We start from the raw sequence: 20,334 nt of genomic DNA on the forward strand, positions 1-20,334 counted from the left end.
ATTTCTATTTTCTGAATGCGTTCACCGTGATGGTTACCAGTTCTGTTAACGTGCTATAAAATTGGCTATACCCACTCATTTTTAATTTATTTAAATAGTGAGGTAGCCATGTGGTCAAATGAAGGGATAATAATTCATTAACCGCATCTTCTCTTTTTTCTGATGCCAATACCGCTGCTTGAAATAACATCAAACCGATATGATCAACAGGCTCTGGAAAAGGCGAGTTTACTTTTAAACGTTCCCGTTTTAAAAATTCGCTCAGTGCAAGGGTAGAATCCCCTTGTAATAAACCTTCCGGATCTAAATAGACCGAACCCCAAGGGGGGGCAGGCAACGCATTAGGGCCAACAAAAAGATTTTGCCATTGGGTTTTTAATTGCTCTGTATCGATAGAAACGGAATCAATTAAACGTTCACACAGACGGCTTTCAATTTTACAAGGCCACTGCGCTGCAAAATCCCCAGTTTTAAAAAAGTTGAGTGCAGTTTTATTGGTGTCATCATCAGGTGGGAATAAATAACAAATTCCCAATAAATTAAATGCAGCCGCATAATAAGAGAGTCTGCTCATAATTTTTGATACTTCCTTAAACAAACCCCAATCAATGAGGTTTGTTTTTTATTATTTAAACGACATGCTCAATTACAACTAGTGAATTGAGTAGAAAACATAGCGCAACATAAAGTCAGCGATAATTGCGATAACACAGCCAAGTGCAAAAATAGACTCAGTGGATTTACCTTGATTTTTAGGGGCTAGGAATTTCACTAAACTATAACCACAAGCCAATACTGCAAAGGTTGCTAAGATCCAGCATGTAGTGCGCAATGAACCAATGGAGTAATAGACTTGAATAGGTGATAACGGGAATGTCACCGATTTTTGGCTATATAGCGTACTCGTTAAATATTGCTCATAAAAAGGTTGATACAGTAATCGACCGATTAAGCTAAATGCCATTATTCCCCATAACTGCCATTTCCAGCGCATTGGGAAAGAGGCTTGAGGTATTTCAATACCTAACTTACTTCCTACGCGTTGTAATACTTTGAGCAGCAAAAAGAAAATAGCGGCACCAAGCGTTAACATTGCCCCGAAGAACATCACGTAAGTGTTTGGATCCATCCATGTCAAAATGGAGGTATGGCGATAAATTGATGCCATGCAGTAAATATCAAATAGCCCAATCAGAATACTGGTACTTAATAACAGCATTGAGAGTTTACGAGTGCGCCAGAGCCATAAGAAGGTTAAGCCTAGACAACCGACAAAAATAGCAGTGACGGCAACTTCACGACTTAGCCAAGCAGAAAAAACATTTCTAATCGCATTAGGGGCATTTAATGGCACGCCTAAGTGAGTGATTGAGGCAATAGAGCCTATACCTGCTAATCCACAAATAACAAATAAGGCCAATAGCATAAAGCGATAATAGCTTTCTGCATTGAGATAATGAGAAAGGCGACGAGCAAAAAGCCCTGTTGTTAGTGCAAGACCAATGGTCGCATTCATCATAAATGTGAAGATTAATAATGACCATTCATTCATTTTCTTTCTCCCTTATTATTGATCCCGTCATTATTGGCACCCTGATGTGGGTTAATAACAAGGTTTGGATGCGTTATTTCAGGGGAAGGTAAACCCGTGACATAATCTAAATCGCCATAGCGTTCACGTAGTTCATCAATAGGGCCAAATTGGATTGCACCTAGCGGACAAGTGGCGACACAAACTGGTTGCTCACCTTTTTGCTGTAAATCGATACAAAAGTCGCATTTTGACATCTGTTTAGTGTCTGGGTTCATCTGTGGCGCGCCATAAGGGCAAGACCACGCACAAGCACCACAACCGACGCATTTGTCTGTATCTACCATGACAATGCCATCACCTTCACGCTTATGCATTGCTGTTGTTGGGCAGTTTTTAACACAAATAGGATCGTCACAATGGTTACAAGAAATAGATAACGTGTAAGCAAAGACATTATTGATCAGCGCACCTTGAGGATTACGGTTATAACCACCGCCCGTGATTTCATAGACACGGCGAAATTTGCGTCCGACATCAAGGTTGTTTTTATCTTTACAAGCAACCTGACACGCCTTACAACCTGAACAGCGAGCGCTGTCGATATAAAACCCTAACTGTTTATTGCTCACAGCGGGATAAACGATAAATTTACTCATGCTTTTGCTACCTCGACCAATAATGTTTGGTGAGCATTGCCGTGTGCCATTGCGGTGCTTCGGGATGATGTTAATACGTTGGCACATCCACCTTGATCTATGCCTTTTGCATCAGGTTGCCACCAAGCACCTGCTTGCAAGGCGACGACACCAGGCATAATTCGTTGTGTTAATTTGACGGGAACCATCGTTACCCCGCGATCGTTATACACTTTGACTTTCTCGCCCTCTTTGATGTTTCTATCTTGGGCATCTAAGGGATTTAACCAGAGTTCTTGGCGTTGTACTTCTTGCAACCAAGGGTTGGCAAATTGCGTTGAGTTTGCGCGGTTACGCCCTTTCCAAGTGATAAGTTGTAACGGGAATTTATCCGTTAACGTATCTTCAGGGCCCTCAATGGCGGGTACATAATGAGAGAGTGCAGGAATATCGACATTATTCATGTCATATAAACGCTTAGAGAAGATCTCAATTTTGCCTGATGGTGTTGGGAATGGATTATTCTCGATATCTTGGATATTTTTCTCAAACGCCACATTTTGAGTGTGAGGACGATGTTTTAATAGATGACGACGTTTAACCAATAACTCTTTAAAGGTTGGAATACCGTCTTCAGGACGTTTAACACTTGCGTCATCAACTAAATATTCAATCCAATCACGGTCAGTCTCTTTACCTTCGCTAAATTGTTCGCCTACACCTAATTTATCGGCAACTTCACGTAACCAATCGTAGTCAGTACGACGCTCAAATTCAGGTTCAATCACCTTTTCAGAAAGAATAATGTAGTCGCCATAACTCCATGTACCACCGATGTTCCAACGTTCTAAGAAGCTGGTTTCTGGCAGTAAAATATCGGCATATTTTGCACTTGGTGTCAGATAGAGATCACTACAAACGATAAATTCTACTTTCGATTCATCTTCAAGTACTTTCGCAGCATGAAGAATATCGGTGTTTTGGTTTGTCATGTAGTTACCCGCCATTGAGAAAATCATCTTGATTTCAGTATCAAGTTTCTCTGCATTCAGTAACCCATTTTGTGGTGTGACTAAATTTTTATCTTCACACGCTTGTACCCAGTTGGTGATATTGATTTTCGCTTTTACTGGATTGGTTAATAGGCTTGGCCCTGCGATGGTTTTACGCAATTCAGAGTTTAATGCCATTCCATAACCCGCGGCCCAACCACCACGCACTCCCACATTTCCCGTGATAGTGGCAAGTAATGTTGCACCACGCGCCGTCCGTTCACCACAAATATGGCGCTGAGGTCCCCAGCCTTGCATTAAAGCAGCAGGTTTTGTCGATGCGTATTCACGAGCTAATTGTTTAATAGTATCAGCCGGCACTTTGGTAATAGTTTCTGCCCATTCAGGGGTTTTCTTAATGCCATCTTTTTTACCCATTAAATAGGCAACTAAAGACTCATTTTCAGCCACACCTTCGGGCATTTGGTGTTCATCAAAGCCAACTGTGTATTTATCAATAAAGGCTTGGTCATGCAGGTTTTCACTGACGATGACATACATCATTGCATCCATCATCGCGTTATCTGTTGTTGGCAGTAAAGGTATCCATTGATCAGCTAAAGAAGAAGCGGTATCAGAATAACGAGGGTCAACGACAATAAATTTAGTGCCATTTTTCTTCATTTTTTGGAAAAAATGGTTTGAATGACCAAAAATAGTTTCATTAGGGTTATGACCCCATAAAATTACAAGAGGGGTATTTTCTAATGTGTCGAGTGTACTGCCACTGGCTGCGGTGCCGTAAGTATAAGGTGTGACCGCAAGAGTATTACCGTTACTGACAGAGTGATAGTTTTCCAGAAAACCACCAGTGATATTAAACAGGCGACGTAACATATTCGCACCTGAGAAAATACCACCAGTGACGCCCGTACTTAAGCTTACAAAGCGAGACGCTGGGCCATATTGCTGGTTAATGCGCTGCATATTTTGCGCAATAAGTGTGGTGGCTTCTTCCCAAGTAATGCGTTCAAATTTGCCTTCGCCACGTTTTCCAACGCGTTTCATTGGGTATTTTAAACGGTCTGGGTGATAGACAAATTTACGATAACCACGGCCTCGTACACAGGCACGCATAATAGGCATATCTTCATCTAAATCAGCATCTGGGCGTGTGCTAATACGGGTGACTTTGCCATCTTTTACATGAGCACGAATGTCACATTTACCACCACAGTCAAAGCTACTACAGGTTGAAACAACGCGCTCACCATCTTCGGTTGTTATTGATTTTACTGGGATAGCGTTACCTGTTGTCGCAGCAAAAGCGTTTGATGCGAGAAAAGGAAGGGTGATTAATGCTGAGCTCGCTTGAATAAAGTGACGGCGGCTAACATCGTTGAGAATGCTCTTTGTATCACTATCGTGATCGGACTGATTGCTCATAATGAACTCTACCTTAAACATAATAGGCGGATCCCGATATACCCGATACTTGATATAAAGAATGTGCGTGATTTTTCTAGGCTATGAATAAAGGGAATGTCTGGTATCCGCTGCATTATTATTGAATGCATAGATAATTGCAGAGCGCTCGAAATCACCTCTGCGAGAGGGATAGTAGTTGATTAATCTTTTGCCAACATTCTAAAACCAGACAATGACATTTGAATTTCAGCCTATTTATGATGGGTGTTAAAAGTGCGTTTTTTGTTTGTTAATAAGGTTTGTTAAATAGATATCAAGAAGGTTTAAATTTCACATAAGTTACATTCGTTATTTATATGAATATATAGCGATTTTGGTTATATAGGTCATTATTTGCCAGTGTGTCGAGCATGGGATAACTGCTATATTAAAAGGACGAAAATAAAAAGAGAGTGACCTAAATTGTGAGAAATGTACCTTTAAAAAGCGTTGATTCACTTGACCGAGATGTTATTGCGCTGGGTACAGACTATTTGCCCAATACATTGTTAGAAACGCATCAACATCGTCGAGCTCAATTTTTATACCCTGCCACAGGCTTAATTGAAGTGAGTACAGATGATGGTGAATGGGTTATTCCACCGTCTTGTGGTGTATGGATCCCGCCAGAAACAGGTCATGAAACTCGTATGTTAGATGTAAGTACTCGAAGCTTGTATATCGAGCCTTCCGCAGCACCTCGTCATAGCAAACAGTGCGAAGTTGTCAGTGTTTCTCCTCTTTTCCGTCAACTATTGCTTGATGCCGTGGATGTGCCTGCTGAATACGATAAAAAAGGGCGAGATGGTCTTTTAATGCAGTTAATCCTATGTGAATTAGCGAAAGCAAAACCGTTACCGTTTTTTGCTCCGATCCCACAAGACAGTAAATTAGCTAAATTATGCCGTGATTTTATTCGTAATCCTAAAATAGATTCTTTACCCCAACAGTGGGCAGATAGATTACATAAAAGTGAGCGTTCTTTTAGCCGCTTTTTCCGTCAGCAAACAGGAATGTCATTTTCACAATGGCGACAACAAGTCTGTTTATTGAATTCATTAACACAAATCTTATCAGGACGCGGTATTACCGAAATTGCCTTTGATTTGGGTTATAACAGTGCCGGCTCATTCTCGACGATGTTTAAAAAACAGATGGGGCAATCGCCTTCTCATTTTAGTATGGATGCACTGGATATTGATAGATTTTAGTTTATAAAGATATTCGTTAGTCATTAAAAACGCGCCATTTCGGCGCGTTTATTTTGCATAATATCTTTGCTAATTTAAGCTGGTTTTCCTCACTGCATTACGTAAACAATAAGGCAAAAAGAGTAAACTGAGAGCGGTAATAATTGCCGTCGCGATTAGTACAACAAAGAAAGCATTTTCAAAGGCGATATTTGCTTGAGATATCACAAGAGAAGCCACGTCAATTGGCAGTCTTTCTGCCACAATAAGAGCCTCATCTAAACTGTCATATACCGCATCATCAACGGTTAATGAATTAGGTAACATCAGTTTTAAGGTGTATACCGTACTCATCAAACTGCCCATAAATGTCACGCCAATCACACTGCCGAGCTCATAAGCCACATCTTCAATTGATGCTGCCATGCCCGCTTGTCTATCTGCGACACTCAACATAATTGATGTCGATGCGGTGGTAAAAATAATACCTAAACCAAAGCCAATTAAGAATAAGCTACCAATTAACACCATTGGAGATGTTGTTTGATAAACGGCAATTAACCACAGATTTCCCACTAAAGTAAGCATAAATCCAGCAATAATTAAGCGAACTTCACCTAAACGTACCAAGAAATAACCTGCCAATGGAGAAGCAAGTACGGAGCCAATAGGAATGGGTAAAATGACCAGCGCTGCGTTAAGTGGGGTAAAACCCGCAACAAGCTGTAAACGCTGGCTAAGCAATAATTCAATGCCTACAATGATCACCATAGAAAGTACGGCCATTAAAATACCGATGCTAAAATAGCGGTTTTTAAATAACCTAAAGTCAATCATTGGGTGAGCTTGCTTACGTTGGCGTAGAGTAAATAGAGTGAGAAAAACGGCTGCAACAATGGTGGCAATCGTAGCTTCATTCCACTGTGTATAAGGTTTCCCTATCTCTTTTAAGGCATAAATGGCACTGATCAAACCCACTAAAATGAGTACTGAGCTTAAATAATCAATTTTATGAGTACTATATCCCGAAAACTTAGGGATAAGCCAAATAGAAAACGGTAATACAAAAAGAACAATGGGGACGTTAATTAAAAAGACAGAGCCCCACCAAAAATTATTTAATAAAATACCACCAATTAAAGGCCCTAAAGCAGCACCGCCAGAAGCAACCGCAGACCAAATGCCAATCGCAATAGCTCGCTCTTGTGGATCGCTAAAAACTTGGCGCACTATTGATAGTGTAGCTGGCATACTCATTGCGGCGCCCACGGCTAAAAAACCTCGAGAAGCAATTAAAGTGGTCGCCGAAGGTGAAAATGCGGCACACAATGAAGCGAGTGCAAATAGTGGCAATCCACTAATAAATAATGTTTTATGACCAATTCTGTCTGTGAGCATACCTGCTGCAGGTAATAATCCGGCAACAATTAATGGATAAGCATTCATTATCCAAAGTTTTTCTGAAGCACTTGCGTTTAAATCATGAGTTAAACGTGGCAATGCGGTATAAAGCACGGTTACATCAACAACAATGAGAAACAACATGCTAGATACCAAAAGTAATACTATCCAACGTTTATAATCTTTTATCATAGAAATCTCAGTTATTTTTATGTGTATTATTTTTACTAGCGGCTACAATATAAATCCATACGACCGTATTGAAAAGAGGTTTTTTTATGGGACGTCAAAGAACCATTGATAGAGAAAAACTGTTAGAAGCTATCTTCGACATTGTAATGGAGCAAGGAGCAGCAGCATTAACGATTGATACTGTTGCAAAAAAAATGGGGATCTCAAAAGGGGGCGTTCAATACTGTTTTAGTAGTAAAGAGGCAATGATTGATGCCATGTTTGAACACTGGGAAGGCAGTTATGAAACGCAATTTAAAAAAATCGTTGAAAATGATAACTCACCTGATAATCGTGTCGTTGCGCATATTCACGCCACACATCATCACGACAAAGTCTCTTTTGCCAAAGGGGCGAGTTTGATGGCAGCATTGCTACAAACGCCTGAATATCTGCAAAGTACAAAAGAGTGGTATCAGCAACGGTTAGCTGGTGTAGATACAACAACAGAAGCCGGAAAACGTGCACGATTGGCATTTTTAGCGACAGAAGGCACTTTTTTACTGCGTTATTTTGGATTAATGGATATTGATGATAATGAATGGCAATCTATTTTTGAAGATATTGACTCAGAGTTACTTCAGCAAAGGAAAAAGCAATAAAAAAGCATGTTGTTAATGAGAAGAACAACATGCTTTTTATTGAAGATAATCGGGCTAAATGGAATTAGTAATACATTGTAATTAGTAATACATTGTAATTAGTAATACATAGCAATTAGCTTATTATCTAGCTCTTTAACGTCAACGGGGGTATCAAAAATATCTTCGATAATATCTGCTTTCATGATTTCTTTTGGTGAACCGTGATAATACAGTTGTCCGTTACGCATGGCTAAAATATAGTCAGAATAAACAGAGGCAAAATTGATATCATGAATAACGATAATAATGGTTTTTCCTAATTCATCTGCGGCTTTTCGCAGAAGTTTCATCATGATCACCGCATGCTTCATATCAAGATTATTCAGTGGTTCATCAAGCATGACATATTCTGTGTCTTGGCATAGTACCATCGCAACATAGGTACGTTGACGTTGCCCACCCGATAATTCATCTAGATAGCGATGACGAAATTCAGTCAGATTTAAAAAGTCTAATGACTCATCAATGACTTTTTTATCTTCGAGCGTTAAACGACCTTTGCTGTAAGGATAGCGCCCAAAACCGACTAATTCTTCTACGGTTAAACGACTAACAAACTGGTTTTCTTGGCGCAGTATTGAGAGATTTTTAGCAAGAACATCGCTATCAGTTGCAGCAACATCCATACCATTAACGCTCACCATACCACTTTCAGGAAGTAATAGACGTCCAATAACAGAAAGTAGTGTGGATTTACCCGCGCCATTAGGGCCTATGATCGAAGTAATACCGCCACGTTGAATTGTTGTTGTAATATTATCGAGAACGGTTGTGTCTTGATAACGTTTTGATATTTTGCTGATTTCAATCATATTAAAGTCTTCTTAACACCAAATAGATAAAGAACATCCCACCAACAAACTCAATCACAACAGAAAGTGTTCCTGTCATTTTTAAGCCATATTCTAAAACTAGTTGTCCACCGATTAAGGCAATAGTACCCAGTAGAAAAGCTACGGGCATCAAGAAACGGTGTTGGCTACTACCACTAATGTGATAAGCAAGGTTAGCCACAATTAAACCCAAGAAGGTTAACGGGCCAACTAAAGCGGTAGAAACTGCAACTAAAACAGAAATCAGTAACAAAATATAAGTGGTCTGTTTGCGGTAATTAATACCAAGGTTAATGGCATTTGCTTGTCCTAATGCCATTACATCAAAGCTATAACGCATACGCCAAAGTAAAACACCGACAACCACAATCATGGCTAAGGCACAAAAGATAAGATCAGGAGTGGCACGAGTGAAGGTGGCAAACATGCGACCTTGTAAGATGGAAAACTCATTAGGATCCATCAAGCGTTGTAATAGCGTAGCCGAACTACGAAATAGCGTTCCTAAAATAATCCCAATCATCAGGACTAAATTAATGTTAAAGCGTACAGAGCTAAACAGCCAACGATAGAGCACCACTGAAAATAGTACCAACAATGCTGATTCTAAAAAGAACTTTGATAGGTTCAGCATCCACGAGGCAGGCATATCGCCTTCAAAGAAGACAAACACAGTTTGTAGCAACACAAACAGGGCTTCTAACCCCATAAGTGAAGGTGTCAAAATACGGTTATTCGCGATGGTTTGAAACAATATCGTGGAAACACCAGCGGCAAACGCCACCACAATCATCGTAAGTACAATATATGCACGATGAGTCAGAATATAAGAGATATTGCCGTTTAGGTTTATCGTCATAAATAACACAATAGATAATAACGATGCCCCTAATAATAACCAGATACGAGACATCGGCGAGAGGCGCGTTTTCTTATGTTCGACAGCGCCAGTACATTTGCTAATTATGGATGAATTAACTTTTTGCATAACGTTGCTGCTTTAATATTAAGAAAAGGAAAATAACGGCACCCACTGCACCTAAAATAACGCTGGCAGGAATTTCAAATGGGTAGCGAATAAGGCGACCAATCACATCACACAGTAAAACAATCGCACCACCACTCAAGCAAACCCAAGGAATGGTTTTGCGGATATTATCACCCATCACTAAGCTCACCAGATTGGGGACAATCAAGCCGAGGAAAGGTAATGCACCGACAACAGAAACAACGACGCCACTAATTAGTGCAATAATGGATAACCCAATGATCATCACTTTGCGGTAATTGAGTCCCACATTAATGGAAAATTCACGCCCCATTCCGGCAACAGTAAAGCTATCTGCAACCCAACACGCCATGATTGCTAGTGCACCGACAAGCCATAACAGCTCATAACGGCCTTGTAACACACTTGAGAAATCGCCACTTGTCCATGCATCTAATGATTGCAGTAAATCGAAATACACCGCTAAGAAGATGGTAAGTGCGCCAATAACCGCACTGAGCATAATGCCAACCAAAGGAACTATCAGTGTTGTTTTTAAGGTGATCCTTTGCAAAAGCAACATAAACAACAAAGTACCAAGAAGGGCAAAAACAGTTGCGACCATCATTTTGGTAAAGATGCCAGCCGCGGGAAAGAGCAGCATGACGACTAATAATCCAAGACTTGCAGATTGTGTTGTTCCTGCAAGAGAGGGTTCAACAAAGCGGTTTTGGGTGAGTAGTTGCATGATTAAACCTGCAACACTAATGGCACCACCGGCGAGTAATAATGATAGGGTTCTTGGAACACGGCTGATAAAGAAGATATCGCGCATATCGGGATCAGAAAAAAGCGAAGCAGGAGTAATATCTCCTGCGCCGACAAATAGACTGATCATTGAGAGGATAGCGATACCTCCTATCCCCAATGATAAATGGAACGTTTTCATTCAGTTATTTTATTTTTTTTGATCCAATGCCTGATTAATTGTATCCATTAAGCGAGAGTAAGTTTGGATCCCGCCAGAAATATAAATGGAACTTGCGTCAAGATAGATAACTTGGTCTTTGTTCCAAGCATTTACTTTTCTTACCAGAGCATTATCAAGAACTTGTTGAGCTGGTTGTGAATCTTCACGACCAATCGCTGCGTCACGGTCAATAACAAACATCCAGTCTGGGTTAAGTTTTAACAGTAATTCAGAGTTAACGATGTTGCCGTGTGAACCTGGGCTATCAAAAACATAAGCTGGTTCAAAACCTAATACATCATAGATAAAGCCAAAGCGAGAGCCTGGGCCATAAGCTGAAATTTTACCGCCACTGACTAAAACGACCATCGCTTTACCTGCATCTGGTGTTTTGGTTTTTACGGTATCAATTTTGCTATTGAAATCAGCCAGTAATTTTTTGGCTTGTTCTTCTTTGCCAAAAATTTGACCTAATGTTGTTGTACGCTCAGCAAGGCTTTCAACGAAACGCTTAGGATCGATATCCATTGAAATCGCTGGTGCAATTTCACTTAATTTTGCATACGCATCACGAGCACGGCTACCACTTAAAATCAGATCTGGCGCTGTTGTGCTGAGCTTTTCATAGTTCGGCTCAAATAATGCACCTTCATTGATATAGTCGTTCGGATTGGTGTATTTCTCTAAGAATTTTGGTAAATGAACATTCGTTTGTGGAAGACCAACAATAGAAACGCCTAATGCATCAATAATATCAAGGGTTTCCATATTCATCACAACCACTTTTTGTGGGTGTGCAGGGATTTCAGTTGTCCCTTGAAAATGTTCAATCGTGAGAGTTTGTTTCTCTGCTGATTGTGTTGTTGATGTGTCTTGAGCGTTATCACAACCTGCGATAACAAGTGAAGAAAGCAGTAAGAACAGTGGGCTTAATGACTTTTTAAACATTCTCTTTCCCATATTGTTGCAACACGAAATAACACGGATCTTTACAGCAGTGGCCTAAATGTCGATCCACAAAGAAGACGATAATACCATCAAAAGCATAAAGAGTAATGATACTAATTCACATTCTCATAATAATAAAGGATTAACTTGACTAAAATGGCGAAATTTTGAGAGTGGTCATAGGTGTTAATAAGAAAGACAAATTTCGTGACGAGAAAGAACTCTTCAGATTATTTGCTCAATTTGTGAAGAGTGTCAAAAGAGTAGGTCAAGGAGAGACAATTCTGAACCTATAAGAAATATCGTTAACTAGTATCATTGCGTATACTTTATTCAAGCAGAAACAATCCTTATTTTAATCTTACTTCGGTTTCTGTACTGACACAGTAATGAATGCACAAGAGAAAGCCTTGTTATCTCTAGGGTAAATCGTTGCCAACTCAAGAGGGTTTTATGCAAAAGAAATATATTTACTTATTTTGTTCTGCTGGCATGTCAACATCTCTTCTCGTGACCAAAATGCGAGCACAAGCAGAAAAATATGAAGTTCCTGTGGTTATTGAAGCATTTCCTGAAACCTTAGCGGCACAAAAAGGACAGGATGCGGATCTGATTTTACTTGGTCCACAAATTAGCTGGATGTTGCCTGATATCCAAAAATTACTCCCTAATAAACCGGTCGAAGTGATCGATTCTTTGTTATACGGAAAAGTAGATGGCTTAGGTGTGTTAAAAGCCGCTGTCGCCTCTATTAAAAAAGCATCTGCAACAACAAATTAATTCTATTTTTTATTTTTTTATTATTTCTATTCCAGTCAAAGAGCGAATTTTTCAGCAAGCCGAGCAATTAGCGGCATTTTAAGGGTATTTTTCTATGAGTAAGTTTATTGGTTCACTTGAAAAGGTACTCCTTCCTTTTGCGGTTAAAATTGGAAAGCAACCTCACGTTAATGCGATTAAAAATGGCTTTATTCGTTTAATGCCATTAACCCTTGCAGGGGCAATGTTTGTTCTTATCAATAACGTCTTTCTTAGTTTTGGTGACGGCTCCTTCTTTTATTCTTTAGGTATCCGCCTTGATGCATCAACAATAGAAACTCTCAATGGTTTTAAAGCCATAGGGGGGAATGTCTATAATGGTACATTGGGCATTATGTCGTTGATGGCACCGTTCTTTATCGGAATGGCATTAGCAGAAGAACGTAAAGTTGACCCGATTGCGGCAGGTTTACTTTCTATTGCAGCCTTTATGACAGTAACACCTTATAACGCCGGTGGTGCTTATGCAGTAGGCGCTAATTGGTTAGGTGGAGCAAATATTATTTCAGGTATCATTATTGGTCTTGTTGTGGCTGAAATGTTTACCTTTATTGTGCGCCGTAACTGGGTTATCCGTTTACCAGATAGCGTACCTGCGTCTGTTTCACGTTCATTCTCTGCATTAATTCCGGGCTTTATTATCTTATCAGTTATGGGAATTGTCTCGTGGGGATTAGCGACGTATGAAACGAACTTCCATCAAATTATTTTAGATTCTATCTCAACACCATTAGCATCAATGGGCTCTGTGGTTGGTTGGGCTTACGTTATCTTCACCTCTTTACTGTGGTTCTTTGGTATTCATGGATCACTCGCACTTGCTGCACTTGATAGTGGCATTATGACGCCTTGGGCGTTAGAGAACGTCTCAATTTATACTGAATATGGTTCAGTGGAAGCTGCGCTTGCAGCGGGTAAGACCTTCCATCTCTGGGCGAAACCAATGTTAGATTCCTTTATCTTCTTAGGGGGTACAGGGGCAACACTGGGACTTATTCTGGCTATCTTTATCGCATCTCGTCGTGCCGATCATCGCCAAGTAGCAAAACTGGCATTACCAGCAGGTTTATTCCAAATTAACGAACCGATTATTTTTGGTCTGCCTGTGATTATGAACCCAGTGATGTTTATTCCATTTATTCTTATTCAGCCTATTCTTGCCGCGATTACTGTGACTGCTTATTACTTGGGGATAATCCCACCAGTGACAAATATTGCGCCGTGGACAATGCCAACTGGGCTAGGAGCCTTCTTTAATACCAACGGTAGTATTGCGGCACTGTTATTAGCACTGTTTAACTTGGGTGTTGCCACACTGATTTATCTTCCTTTCGTGATTATTTCAAATAAAGCTCAAACTGAAATTGAAAAAGAAGAAAGTGAAGAAGATATTGCCAATGCATTGAAATTTTAAGTAATAGAAAACACAAGTGCAGAGGCTTCTCTGCACTTGCCAGTGTCAAAGAGGAAATATGATGTTAGATATTGAAAATGCCGTTGATAGCAGTGCAACCGATGATGAATTTGAAGAGATCATTATGGGGCTTATCATTAACTCCGGCCAAGCACGTAGTGTGGCTTATGGTGCATTAAAAAAAGCCAAAGAAGGTGATTTTGATGGCGCGAGAAAATTAATGGAACAATCTCGCGAAGCATTAAATGAAGCACATAAAATACAAACTCGTTTAATTGGTGATGACCAAGGTGTAGGAAAAACGAAAGTCAGTTTGGTATTAGTCCACGCACAAGATCATTTAATGACATCGATGTTAGCCAGAGAGTTAGTGACAGAATTAATCGAGTTACATGAGAAGATAAAATAAGATGAATACCGTGGTGGAGTCATTGAGAGCACAAAGCGAAATACGCATGGTCTATGAAGATCAGCTATTTAATGGCAAGAACTTTCATGTCTTTATTTATAATAAAACAGAAAGTGTCAGTGGGTTGCATCAGCATGATTATTATGAATTCACCATTGTATTAACAGGGCGCTATTATCAAGAGATTAATGGTAAAAAGATTTTACTTGAGCGTGGTGATTTTGTTTTTATTCCCATTGGTTCTCATCACCAAAGTTTTTATGACTTTGGTGCAACACGCATTTTAAATGTGGGAATTAGTAAAGCCTTTTTTGATAAACATTACCTCTCGTTATTGCCTTCTTATTTTATTGCCTCACAAGTTTATGAATTAAAAAATGAGTTTCTTTCCTATATTGAATCCGTTATTGGCTCATTGAATTTCCGCCATACCGAATTTAATGAATTTATTGAAATTGTCACCTTTAATGTGGTGAATAGATTACGACACCATCGAGAAAATAGAACACAAGACGATATTCCCTTATGGCTAAGAGACACTGTAAGCGAGATGCATGACAAACAAAAATTTGGTGAAAATGCACTGGTAAATATGGTGATGTTATCAGGGAAATCACAAGAATATTTAACCCGAGCAACTCGGCGTTATTACGATAAAACACCAATGCAAATTATTCATGATATTCGAATTAATTTTGCGAAAAAACAATTGGAAATTACAAACTATTCGATAACAGATATTGCTTTTGATGCGGGTTACAGTAGCCCAAGTTTATTTATTAAGACATTTAAGAAAATAACTTCGCTGACACCAAATAGTTATCGGAAAAATTTATACAGTATTAAAGAAACAAACTAATTCATTATTAAGCGTAAGAAATTAATCAACGATAAAGATTAATTTTATTGAAAATAGAGAGAAAGAAGAAAATAAGTTTATTTTCTTTATGGCTCTTTACGCCTTAATTTCGCCATTAATACACAAATAACAGCACTATTACGCTGTATGGGAGTATTTTATGAGTCATAAATTAAAAGTAGTTACCATTGGTGGTGGAAGCAGTTATACGCCTGAATTATTAGAAGGTTTTATTAAGCGTTATCATGAATTACCGATCACTGAATTATGGTTGGTGGATGTTGAAGAAGGAAAAGAGAAGCTTGATATTATTTTTGAGCTTTGCCAACGTATGGTAAAAAAGGCGGGTATTCCTTTAACTATTTATAAAACACTTAATCGCCGTGAAGCATTAAAAGAGGCTGATTTTGTCACAACACAATTGCGTGTTGGTCAATTGAAAGCAAGAGAGCTTGATGAATCTATTCCTTTAAGTCATGGTTATTTAGGACAAGAAACTAATGGTGCTGGCGGGTTATTTAAAGGCTTACGCACGATCCCTGTTATTTTCGATATTATTAAGGATGTTGAAGAAATTTGCCCTAATGCGTGGATCATCAACTTTACGAATCCCGCAGGGATGGTAACAGAAGCCGTTTATCGTCATACCAATTTTAAGAAGTTTATTGGGGTTTGTAATATTCCAATCGGTATGAAGATGTTTATTACAGATGTTTTGAAGTTAACGGATAAAGATGAACTCTCCATTGATTTATTTGGCTTAAATCACATGGTGTTTATTAAAGATGTTATTGTCAATGGTCAATCCCGTTTTCCTGAATTATTAGATGGTGTGGCTTCAGGAACATTAACGGCAGGCTCTGTGAAAAATATTTTTGATCTACCATTTAGTGAAGGGTTGATCCGCTCTCTTAATATGCTGCCATGCTCTTATTTACTGTATTACTTCAAGCAAAAAGAGATGTTAGCTATTGAAATGGGTGAATACTATAAAGGAGGCGCTCGCGCCAAAGTAGTACAAAAAGTCGAAAAGCAACTGTTTGAATTGTATAAAGATCCTGATTTAAATATCAAACCAAAAGAGTTGGAATTACGTGGTGGTGCTTATTATTCTGACGCAGCCTGTGAAGTGATTAATGCTATTTATAATGATAAACAAGCTGAGCATTATGTGAATATTCCTCATCATGGTCATATTGATAATATTCCCGCAGATTGGTCAATTGAAGTGACCGCTATTTTGGGGCGTGATGGCGCTAAACCTCATCCACGTTTAACACATTTTGATGAAAAAGTGATGGGATTAATTCATACCATTAAAGCCTTTGAAATTGCAGCCAGCAAAGCGGCTATTAGTGGTGAATTAAATGATGCTTTATTAGCGATGAACCTAACACCGTTAGTACTTTCAGATAAAGATGCAGAAGTACTTACACGTGAAATGTTATTAGCACATAAAGCACATCTACCTAATTTTGCTAAAGCAATTACTGAGTTAGAAAAAACCTCTCATTAATTGTCGGTAGATAAAAATAAGTAATAAGGAGACAGAATGGCTGGTTTATTAATTGTGAATGCGGATGATTTCGGGTTGAGTAAAGGTCAAAACTACGGCATTGCCGAGTGCTTTCGCCATGGTGTGGTTAGCTCAACAACGGCACTTGTAAATGCTGACGGAATTCAACATGCAGCACAATTGCGTCATGAGTTGCCTGGATTAGGTGTTGGGCTTCATTTTACGTTGACGATGGGTAAACCGCTGTCTCCTTTACCTTCTTTAACGCGTGAAGGTGTACTAGGGAAATGGGTATGGCAAATGGCTGAAGAGGGTAATTTACCGCTTGATGAAATTCGTATTGAGCTTAAAGCACAATATCAGCGTTTTATTGAGATCTTTGGTTGTGCGCCAGACCATATTGATAGTCACCATCATGTGCATATGTTTAAGCAAATTTTTCCTATTGTGGCGGAATTTGCCAAAGAAAAATCGTTACCAATGCGAGTTGATAGGTCTTTAGCGCAAAAAGAGGGCATTGATACTCAAGGTGTGATCAGTAGTGAGGGTTTCGATAGTCAGTTCTATGGTGATGAAATCACACAGGCTTTATTTTTAAAGGTGCTTGATGAATCAAAAGCACGCCGTGAGCACTCTCTTGAAGTGATGACACATCCTGCTTTTATTGATAATTCGTTACGTGCAAGTGGTTATTGCTTTCAGCGCCTAACAGAGCTTGAAGTGTTAACCGATATCACACTAAAACAAGCGATTGTGGAAAGAGGTTATCAGCTAGGCACTTACCAAGATTTAATAAAATGATTTAGAAAGTCGTTTAGACAATCGGTGTCTGTGTTATTCCCTAGTGTGGGTCTTTTGGTATTAATTTGCCTCTGTTTTTATAAAGCAGAGGCTTTTTGTTTTTTATAGAAATCAAAACCGATAACCCAAGTTTGCAATTAATGTATTCGTTGGGAGATGACGCTCAGCTATTTTAAAATAGCTACCTTCATAACCAATAATGAGCGCCATATTTTTATAAGGTGTGAACGTAACGCCTGCGCCCCAGCTTACAGAACCTGCATTATCATTCATTTTTTTATTAGTTTTAACTTTATATCCCAGTCCACTTACGCCTAATGTGCCATAGAGTTCCAGATAAGGTGTTAGGGCATAAACAGGCCCCATAGAAAGTGAGGCATAACGTAATCGCTGATTATTTGAAAAGGATTTTTGTGCAATAATTGCTGAAAATTGTCCTGCTATTTTTTTGCTATTGGGTTGACTCTGTAATTTTAAGCTAATTCCATTTAATGCAGGAGCCTCTTTTACTTTCACATAAGCATAGCCAAGAGAAATAAGATTATTATTATTTTCTGCTAAAAGTGGTGAAGAAATAAATATAGAAGACAAGAGTAAAGCTGAAATGCTATTTTTAATAAACATAATAGTGTTCTCTTATTAAAAATAAGCACATATCATAAAATAATATGTGCTTTACATTAATTAAAAACGATAACCAATATTTGCAATAAAACCATCTAAAATTACTCGATTATCTGTGTTTTTAAATTTAAAACGGCTATTTTCATATCCGAGAGAAATAGAAACCATTTCTGCTGGATTAATGATTAAACCTGCGCCCCAACTAAATGTATTTTTCTTTAATTTTTTTAGTTCTGAACTTTCAGATTTAAATTGAATTTGGCTCATGCCTGCCGCGCCATAAACACTAATAAAATCATTTAAACGTAAGGTAGGGCCAGCCATAACAGAATAGTAACGTGCATTCACGTCTTTAAAGAAAGTATTAATAGGTTTATTTAAATCATATTCATTTTGGGCATAAGTTGCTGTGGCTAAAATACCAAATTGTGAATTAATTTCTTGGCGAATAGAGAAAACACCACCATGCATAGGATTTTGGCCTTCCATTTTAACTTGTGCATAACCTGCTGAAAGTGTGGTTTTATCTAATTTAAAATCGTTTTGAGCATAAACAGAAGACGTCGCTAATAAACCAGCTATAAATAAAGTTGATAGTAATTTTGTTTTCATTAGTTATATCCCATAATTAAAATAATAAGAATGCGTTATTAAGCGATGGGATTATAGTGATGAGTCCATTTTTAATGGAATAAAAAATAGCACGTTAACTTAAATGTGGTTGTTTTCTTAAAGAGGTCTGTTAATTATTATTAATGTTGTATAAATAATATATTTTGTAATATAAATAACCATGGAAATAAATAAAAAAACAAGAATGAAAACAAAGAAAAAGGCTCTCTAAATAATAATAGAGAGCCTTTTTAGGCTTATTTAAGCCCTAAGTCACTTTGTAGGCTGAGTACTTGATTTTGTAAATTATCTAATTCGAGTTGTTTTTGCATAACTGATTTTGAAGGGTTATTTTGTGCCGCTTTCATTTGTTTATCAATTTCATTGATCTGTTTTTGAATATCATTTTGCCCTTTGGTTTTTTGGCGAATTTGATTTAACAGATTGGTCATGGATTGATTTAATGTACGTTGGTTTGCTTGTTGGGTTTTGAGGTTCGCATTGGTTTGTTGCTTTTCTTTTTCGATGGCAGCAAGAACCGCTTTAAACTCTGTATTTAATGCTTTCTCATTTGCTAGAATAGCTTGTTTTTGCTCGATGCGATTGTCGTAAGTCCCTGAATAATTACAGTTAAACTTAGTAATTATACTAACATCACCTGCTGTTGGATCACAATCAGCGGGATTGGTAACACAACCGCTTAATAGTAAGGTCATGCCAACAAGGGAAAGAGGTAAAAGTTTCATTATCATCCTTTTTAACGTTAACTAAGTCTTATTGCTGTGCGTTGAGTATAAAGGCTATCAAGTTCTTCTTGTAAAGAGGCAACTTGTTGCTTCATCCCATTGATTTGTTTATCAAGCTGTGCGGTTTTTAAGCCATCTTGGCGACTTTGAGCCGCGATATCACGCCATTCACCTTCACGTTTTTTCATATCTGCTAAGCGCGAACGAAGTGCTGCAATATTGGCATCAATACCTTTGAGTTGTTTCTCTGCGGCTTCTTTATTTAAGCGTTGTTGTTTTATATCTTGCTGAATTTTGGCAATGGCCTTTTTATCATCAGCAATAACGGCTTTCGCTGTGTTAGAAGCGCTTTGTAAGCGCTGATTTTCATTTTGAATATCAGCAATCATCGAATTGAGCATCTCTTCTTTTGTCGCATAATTTTGGCGTTTATTGTCTAAATAGGCATTGGCACCAATACCGACACCACAACCCGCGACAGCAGCAATGAGCATACATGCGCCTTTATTGCTGGAATTTGAGACTAAACAGCCTAATGCGCCAATAGCGGCACCACCCGCACAAGCCGTAATACCTGATTTGCTGAAAAACTCCATATCACTGTTGTTTTTCAAACGAGGATCAGTACCGTTATTACTTTGGCACCCTGATAAGGCAAGTAAAGTACTAATGCTAAGTACCGCCATAAGTTTTTTATTCAT

21 protein-coding genes are annotated in these 20,334 nt (G+C 38.6%); 8 read left to right on the top strand and 13 right to left on the bottom strand.

Annotated features, from left to right (window positions below; all coding sequences use genetic code 11):
* Window positions 1–4: 4 nt before the first annotated feature.
* The 4 genes from dmsD to CBE70_RS05650 form a co-directional block, all read right to left on the bottom strand.
* Window positions 5–574 (bottom strand): Tat proofreading chaperone DmsD, encoded by a 570-nt coding sequence (dmsD, locus tag CBE70_RS05635; RefSeq protein ID WP_100158573.1) that lies wholly within the window; start codon window positions 572–574, stop codon window positions 5–7.
* A gap of 78 nt (window positions 575–652) precedes the next feature.
* Window positions 653–1,552 carry a dimethyl sulfoxide reductase anchor subunit family protein gene (locus tag CBE70_RS05640; RefSeq protein ID WP_100158574.1) on the bottom strand — a complete coding sequence of 300 codons (900 nt, stop codon included), beginning with the start codon at window positions 1,550–1,552 and terminating at the stop codon, window positions 653–655.
* Window positions 1,549–2,190: a DMSO/selenate family reductase complex B subunit gene (locus CBE70_RS05645; protein WP_100158575.1), complete on the bottom strand. Its 642-nt coding sequence runs from the start codon at window positions 2,188–2,190 to the stop codon at window positions 1,549–1,551. The genes CBE70_RS05640 and CBE70_RS05645 overlap by 4 nt, the downstream gene beginning before the upstream one ends.
* Complete coding sequence (locus tag CBE70_RS05650) at window positions 2,187–4,607, bottom strand: DMSO/selenate family reductase complex A subunit (protein WP_100158576.1); 2,421 nt, start codon at window positions 4,605–4,607, stop codon at window positions 2,187–2,189. The genes CBE70_RS05645 and CBE70_RS05650 overlap by 4 nt, the downstream gene beginning before the upstream one ends.
* A gap of 446 nt (window positions 4,608–5,053) precedes the next feature.
* Between CBE70_RS05650 and CBE70_RS05655 the strand changes: the two genes are divergently transcribed.
* Window positions 5,054–5,839: an AraC family transcriptional regulator gene (locus CBE70_RS05655; protein ID WP_100158577.1), complete on the top strand. Its 786-nt coding sequence runs from the start codon at window positions 5,054–5,056 to the stop codon at window positions 5,837–5,839.
* Between the two features lie 69 nt (window positions 5,840–5,908).
* Here the strand turns inward: CBE70_RS05655 and CBE70_RS05660 are convergent, their stop codons facing one another.
* Window positions 5,909–7,411, bottom strand: coding sequence for an MFS transporter (locus CBE70_RS05660; RefSeq protein ID WP_100158578.1), 1,503 nt, complete (start codon window positions 7,409–7,411; stop codon window positions 5,909–5,911).
* Window positions 7,412–7,497: 86 nt separating this feature from the next.
* Between CBE70_RS05660 and CBE70_RS05665 the strand changes: the two genes are divergently transcribed.
* Entirely contained in the window at window positions 7,498–8,052 is a 555-nt protein-coding gene (locus tag CBE70_RS05665) for a TetR/AcrR family transcriptional regulator (protein WP_100158579.1), read from the top strand.
* Window positions 8,053–8,150: 98 nt separating this feature from the next.
* Here the strand turns inward: CBE70_RS05665 and CBE70_RS05670 are convergent, their stop codons facing one another.
* From CBE70_RS05670 to CBE70_RS05685, 4 genes are read right to left on the bottom strand one after another with little or no spacing between them, the layout of a single operon-like run.
* Complete coding sequence (locus CBE70_RS05670; protein WP_100158580.1) at window positions 8,151–8,906, bottom strand: iron ABC transporter ATP-binding protein; 756 nt, start codon at window positions 8,904–8,906, stop codon at window positions 8,151–8,153.
* 1 nt (window position 8,907) lies between these two features.
* Window positions 8,908–9,915, bottom strand: a complete 1,008-nt coding sequence (locus tag CBE70_RS05675) for an iron chelate uptake ABC transporter family permease subunit (protein ID WP_100158581.1) — start codon at window positions 9,913–9,915, stop codon at window positions 8,908–8,910.
* Window positions 9,902–10,864 (bottom strand): ABC transporter permease, encoded by a 963-nt coding sequence (locus CBE70_RS05680; protein WP_100158582.1) that lies wholly within the window; start codon window positions 10,862–10,864, stop codon window positions 9,902–9,904. The genes CBE70_RS05675 and CBE70_RS05680 overlap by 14 nt, the downstream gene beginning before the upstream one ends.
* 9 nt (window positions 10,865–10,873) lie before the next feature.
* A complete protein-coding gene (locus tag CBE70_RS05685) occupies window positions 10,874–11,833 on the bottom strand; it encodes a siderophore ABC transporter substrate-binding protein (RefSeq protein ID WP_100158583.1) in 960 nt (319 codons plus the stop codon).
* Window positions 11,834–12,286: 453 nt separating this feature from the next.
* Between CBE70_RS05685 and CBE70_RS05690 the strand changes: the two genes are divergently transcribed.
* The 6 genes from CBE70_RS05690 (at window position 12,287) to chbG (ending at window position 17,651) form a co-directional block, all read left to right on the top strand.
* Window positions 12,287–12,613, top strand: coding sequence for a PTS sugar transporter subunit IIB (locus tag CBE70_RS05690; RefSeq protein ID WP_069369489.1), 327 nt, complete (start codon window positions 12,287–12,289; stop codon window positions 12,611–12,613).
* 94 nt (window positions 12,614–12,707) lie between these two features.
* Window positions 12,708–14,066 (top strand): PTS N,N'-diacetylchitobiose transporter subunit IIC, encoded by a 1,359-nt coding sequence (gene chbC / locus CBE70_RS05695; protein ID WP_023583173.1) that lies wholly within the window; start codon window positions 12,708–12,710, stop codon window positions 14,064–14,066.
* Between the two features lie 61 nt (window positions 14,067–14,127).
* On the top strand, window positions 14,128–14,475 hold the full coding sequence (gene chbA / locus CBE70_RS05700; RefSeq protein ID WP_088494268.1) for a PTS N,N'-diacetylchitobiose transporter subunit IIA: 348 nt from the start codon (window positions 14,128–14,130) through the stop codon (window positions 14,473–14,475).
* A 1-nt stretch (window position 14,476) separates the two neighbouring features.
* A complete protein-coding gene (chbR, locus tag CBE70_RS05705) occupies window positions 14,477–15,334 on the top strand; it encodes a transcriptional regulator ChbR (protein ID WP_100158584.1) in 858 nt (285 codons plus the stop codon).
* A gap of 160 nt (window positions 15,335–15,494) precedes the next feature.
* Window positions 15,495–16,850 (top strand): 6-phospho-beta-glucosidase, encoded by a 1,356-nt coding sequence (locus tag CBE70_RS05710; protein WP_100158585.1) that lies wholly within the window; start codon window positions 15,495–15,497, stop codon window positions 16,848–16,850.
* Between the two features lie 36 nt (window positions 16,851–16,886).
* Window positions 16,887–17,651: a chitin disaccharide deacetylase gene (gene chbG / locus CBE70_RS05715; RefSeq protein WP_100158586.1), complete on the top strand. Its 765-nt coding sequence runs from the start codon at window positions 16,887–16,889 to the stop codon at window positions 17,649–17,651.
* A 111-nt stretch (window positions 17,652–17,762) separates the two neighbouring features.
* Here the strand turns inward: chbG and CBE70_RS05720 are convergent, their stop codons facing one another.
* From CBE70_RS05720 to CBE70_RS05735, 4 genes are all read right to left on the bottom strand, one after another.
* Window positions 17,763–18,275, bottom strand: a complete 513-nt coding sequence (locus tag CBE70_RS05720) for an outer membrane beta-barrel protein (RefSeq protein ID WP_100158587.1) — start codon at window positions 18,273–18,275, stop codon at window positions 17,763–17,765.
* Between the two features lie 60 nt (window positions 18,276–18,335).
* Window positions 18,336–18,887: an Ail/Lom family outer membrane beta-barrel protein gene (locus tag CBE70_RS05725; RefSeq protein ID WP_100158588.1), complete on the bottom strand. Its 552-nt coding sequence runs from the start codon at window positions 18,885–18,887 to the stop codon at window positions 18,336–18,338.
* A 257-nt stretch (window positions 18,888–19,144) separates the two neighbouring features.
* Window positions 19,145–19,633 (bottom strand): hypothetical protein, encoded by a 489-nt coding sequence (locus CBE70_RS05730; RefSeq protein WP_232797366.1) that lies wholly within the window; start codon window positions 19,631–19,633, stop codon window positions 19,145–19,147.
* Window positions 19,634–19,650: 17 nt separating this feature from the next.
* Complete coding sequence (locus tag CBE70_RS05735; RefSeq protein WP_100158589.1) at window positions 19,651–20,334, bottom strand: hypothetical protein; 684 nt, start codon at window positions 20,332–20,334, stop codon at window positions 19,651–19,653.

Origin of the sequence: Proteus columbae (genome assembly GCF_002777965.1) — a bacterium.
In the GTDB taxonomy this organism is placed as follows: domain Bacteria; phylum Pseudomonadota; class Gammaproteobacteria; order Enterobacterales; family Enterobacteriaceae; genus Proteus; species Proteus columbae.

Coding starts and splice junctions, on each gene's coding strand:
- chbG (WP_100158586.1), top strand. CDS start 16,887: ATGGCTGGTTTATTAATTGTGAATGCGGATGATTTCGGGTTGAGTAAA.
- CBE70_RS05650 (WP_100158576.1), bottom strand. CDS start 4,607: ATGAGCAATCAGTCCGATCACGATAGTGATACAAAGAGCATTCTCAAC.
- CBE70_RS05660 (WP_100158578.1), bottom strand. CDS start 7,411: ATGATAAAAGATTATAAACGTTGGATAGTATTACTTTTGGTATCTAGC.
- CBE70_RS05645 (WP_100158575.1), bottom strand. CDS start 2,190: ATGAGTAAATTTATCGTTTATCCCGCTGTGAGCAATAAACAGTTAGGG.
- CBE70_RS05690 (WP_069369489.1), top strand. CDS start 12,287: ATGCAAAAGAAATATATTTACTTATTTTGTTCTGCTGGCATGTCAACA.
- CBE70_RS05685 (WP_100158583.1), bottom strand. CDS start 11,833: ATGTTTAAAAAGTCATTAAGCCCACTGTTCTTACTGCTTTCTTCACTT.
- CBE70_RS05675 (WP_100158581.1), bottom strand. CDS start 9,915: ATGCAAAAAGTTAATTCATCCATAATTAGCAAATGTACTGGCGCTGTC.
- CBE70_RS05640 (WP_100158574.1), bottom strand. CDS start 1,552: ATGAATGAATGGTCATTATTAATCTTCACATTTATGATGAATGCGACC.
- CBE70_RS05665 (WP_100158579.1), top strand. CDS start 7,498: ATGGGACGTCAAAGAACCATTGATAGAGAAAAACTGTTAGAAGCTATC.
- chbA (WP_088494268.1), top strand. CDS start 14,128: ATGTTAGATATTGAAAATGCCGTTGATAGCAGTGCAACCGATGATGAA.
- CBE70_RS05670 (WP_100158580.1), bottom strand. CDS start 8,906: ATGATTGAAATCAGCAAAATATCAAAACGTTATCAAGACACAACCGTT.
- CBE70_RS05735 (WP_100158589.1), bottom strand. CDS start 20,334: ATGAATAAAAAACTTATGGCGGTACTTAGCATTAGTACTTTACTTGCC.
- chbC (WP_023583173.1), top strand. CDS start 12,708: ATGAGTAAGTTTATTGGTTCACTTGAAAAGGTACTCCTTCCTTTTGCG.
- CBE70_RS05730 (WP_232797366.1), bottom strand. CDS start 19,633: ATGAAACTTTTACCTCTTTCCCTTGTTGGCATGACCTTACTATTAAGC.
- dmsD (WP_100158573.1), bottom strand. CDS start 574: ATGAGCAGACTCTCTTATTATGCGGCTGCATTTAATTTATTGGGAATT.
- CBE70_RS05725 (WP_100158588.1), bottom strand. CDS start 18,887: ATGAAAACAAAATTACTATCAACTTTATTTATAGCTGGTTTATTAGCG.
- chbR (WP_100158584.1), top strand. CDS start 14,477: ATGAATACCGTGGTGGAGTCATTGAGAGCACAAAGCGAAATACGCATG.
- CBE70_RS05710 (WP_100158585.1), top strand. CDS start 15,495: ATGAGTCATAAATTAAAAGTAGTTACCATTGGTGGTGGAAGCAGTTAT.
- CBE70_RS05720 (WP_100158587.1), bottom strand. CDS start 18,275: ATGTTTATTAAAAATAGCATTTCAGCTTTACTCTTGTCTTCTATATTT.
- CBE70_RS05680 (WP_100158582.1), bottom strand. CDS start 10,864: ATGAAAACGTTCCATTTATCATTGGGGATAGGAGGTATCGCTATCCTC.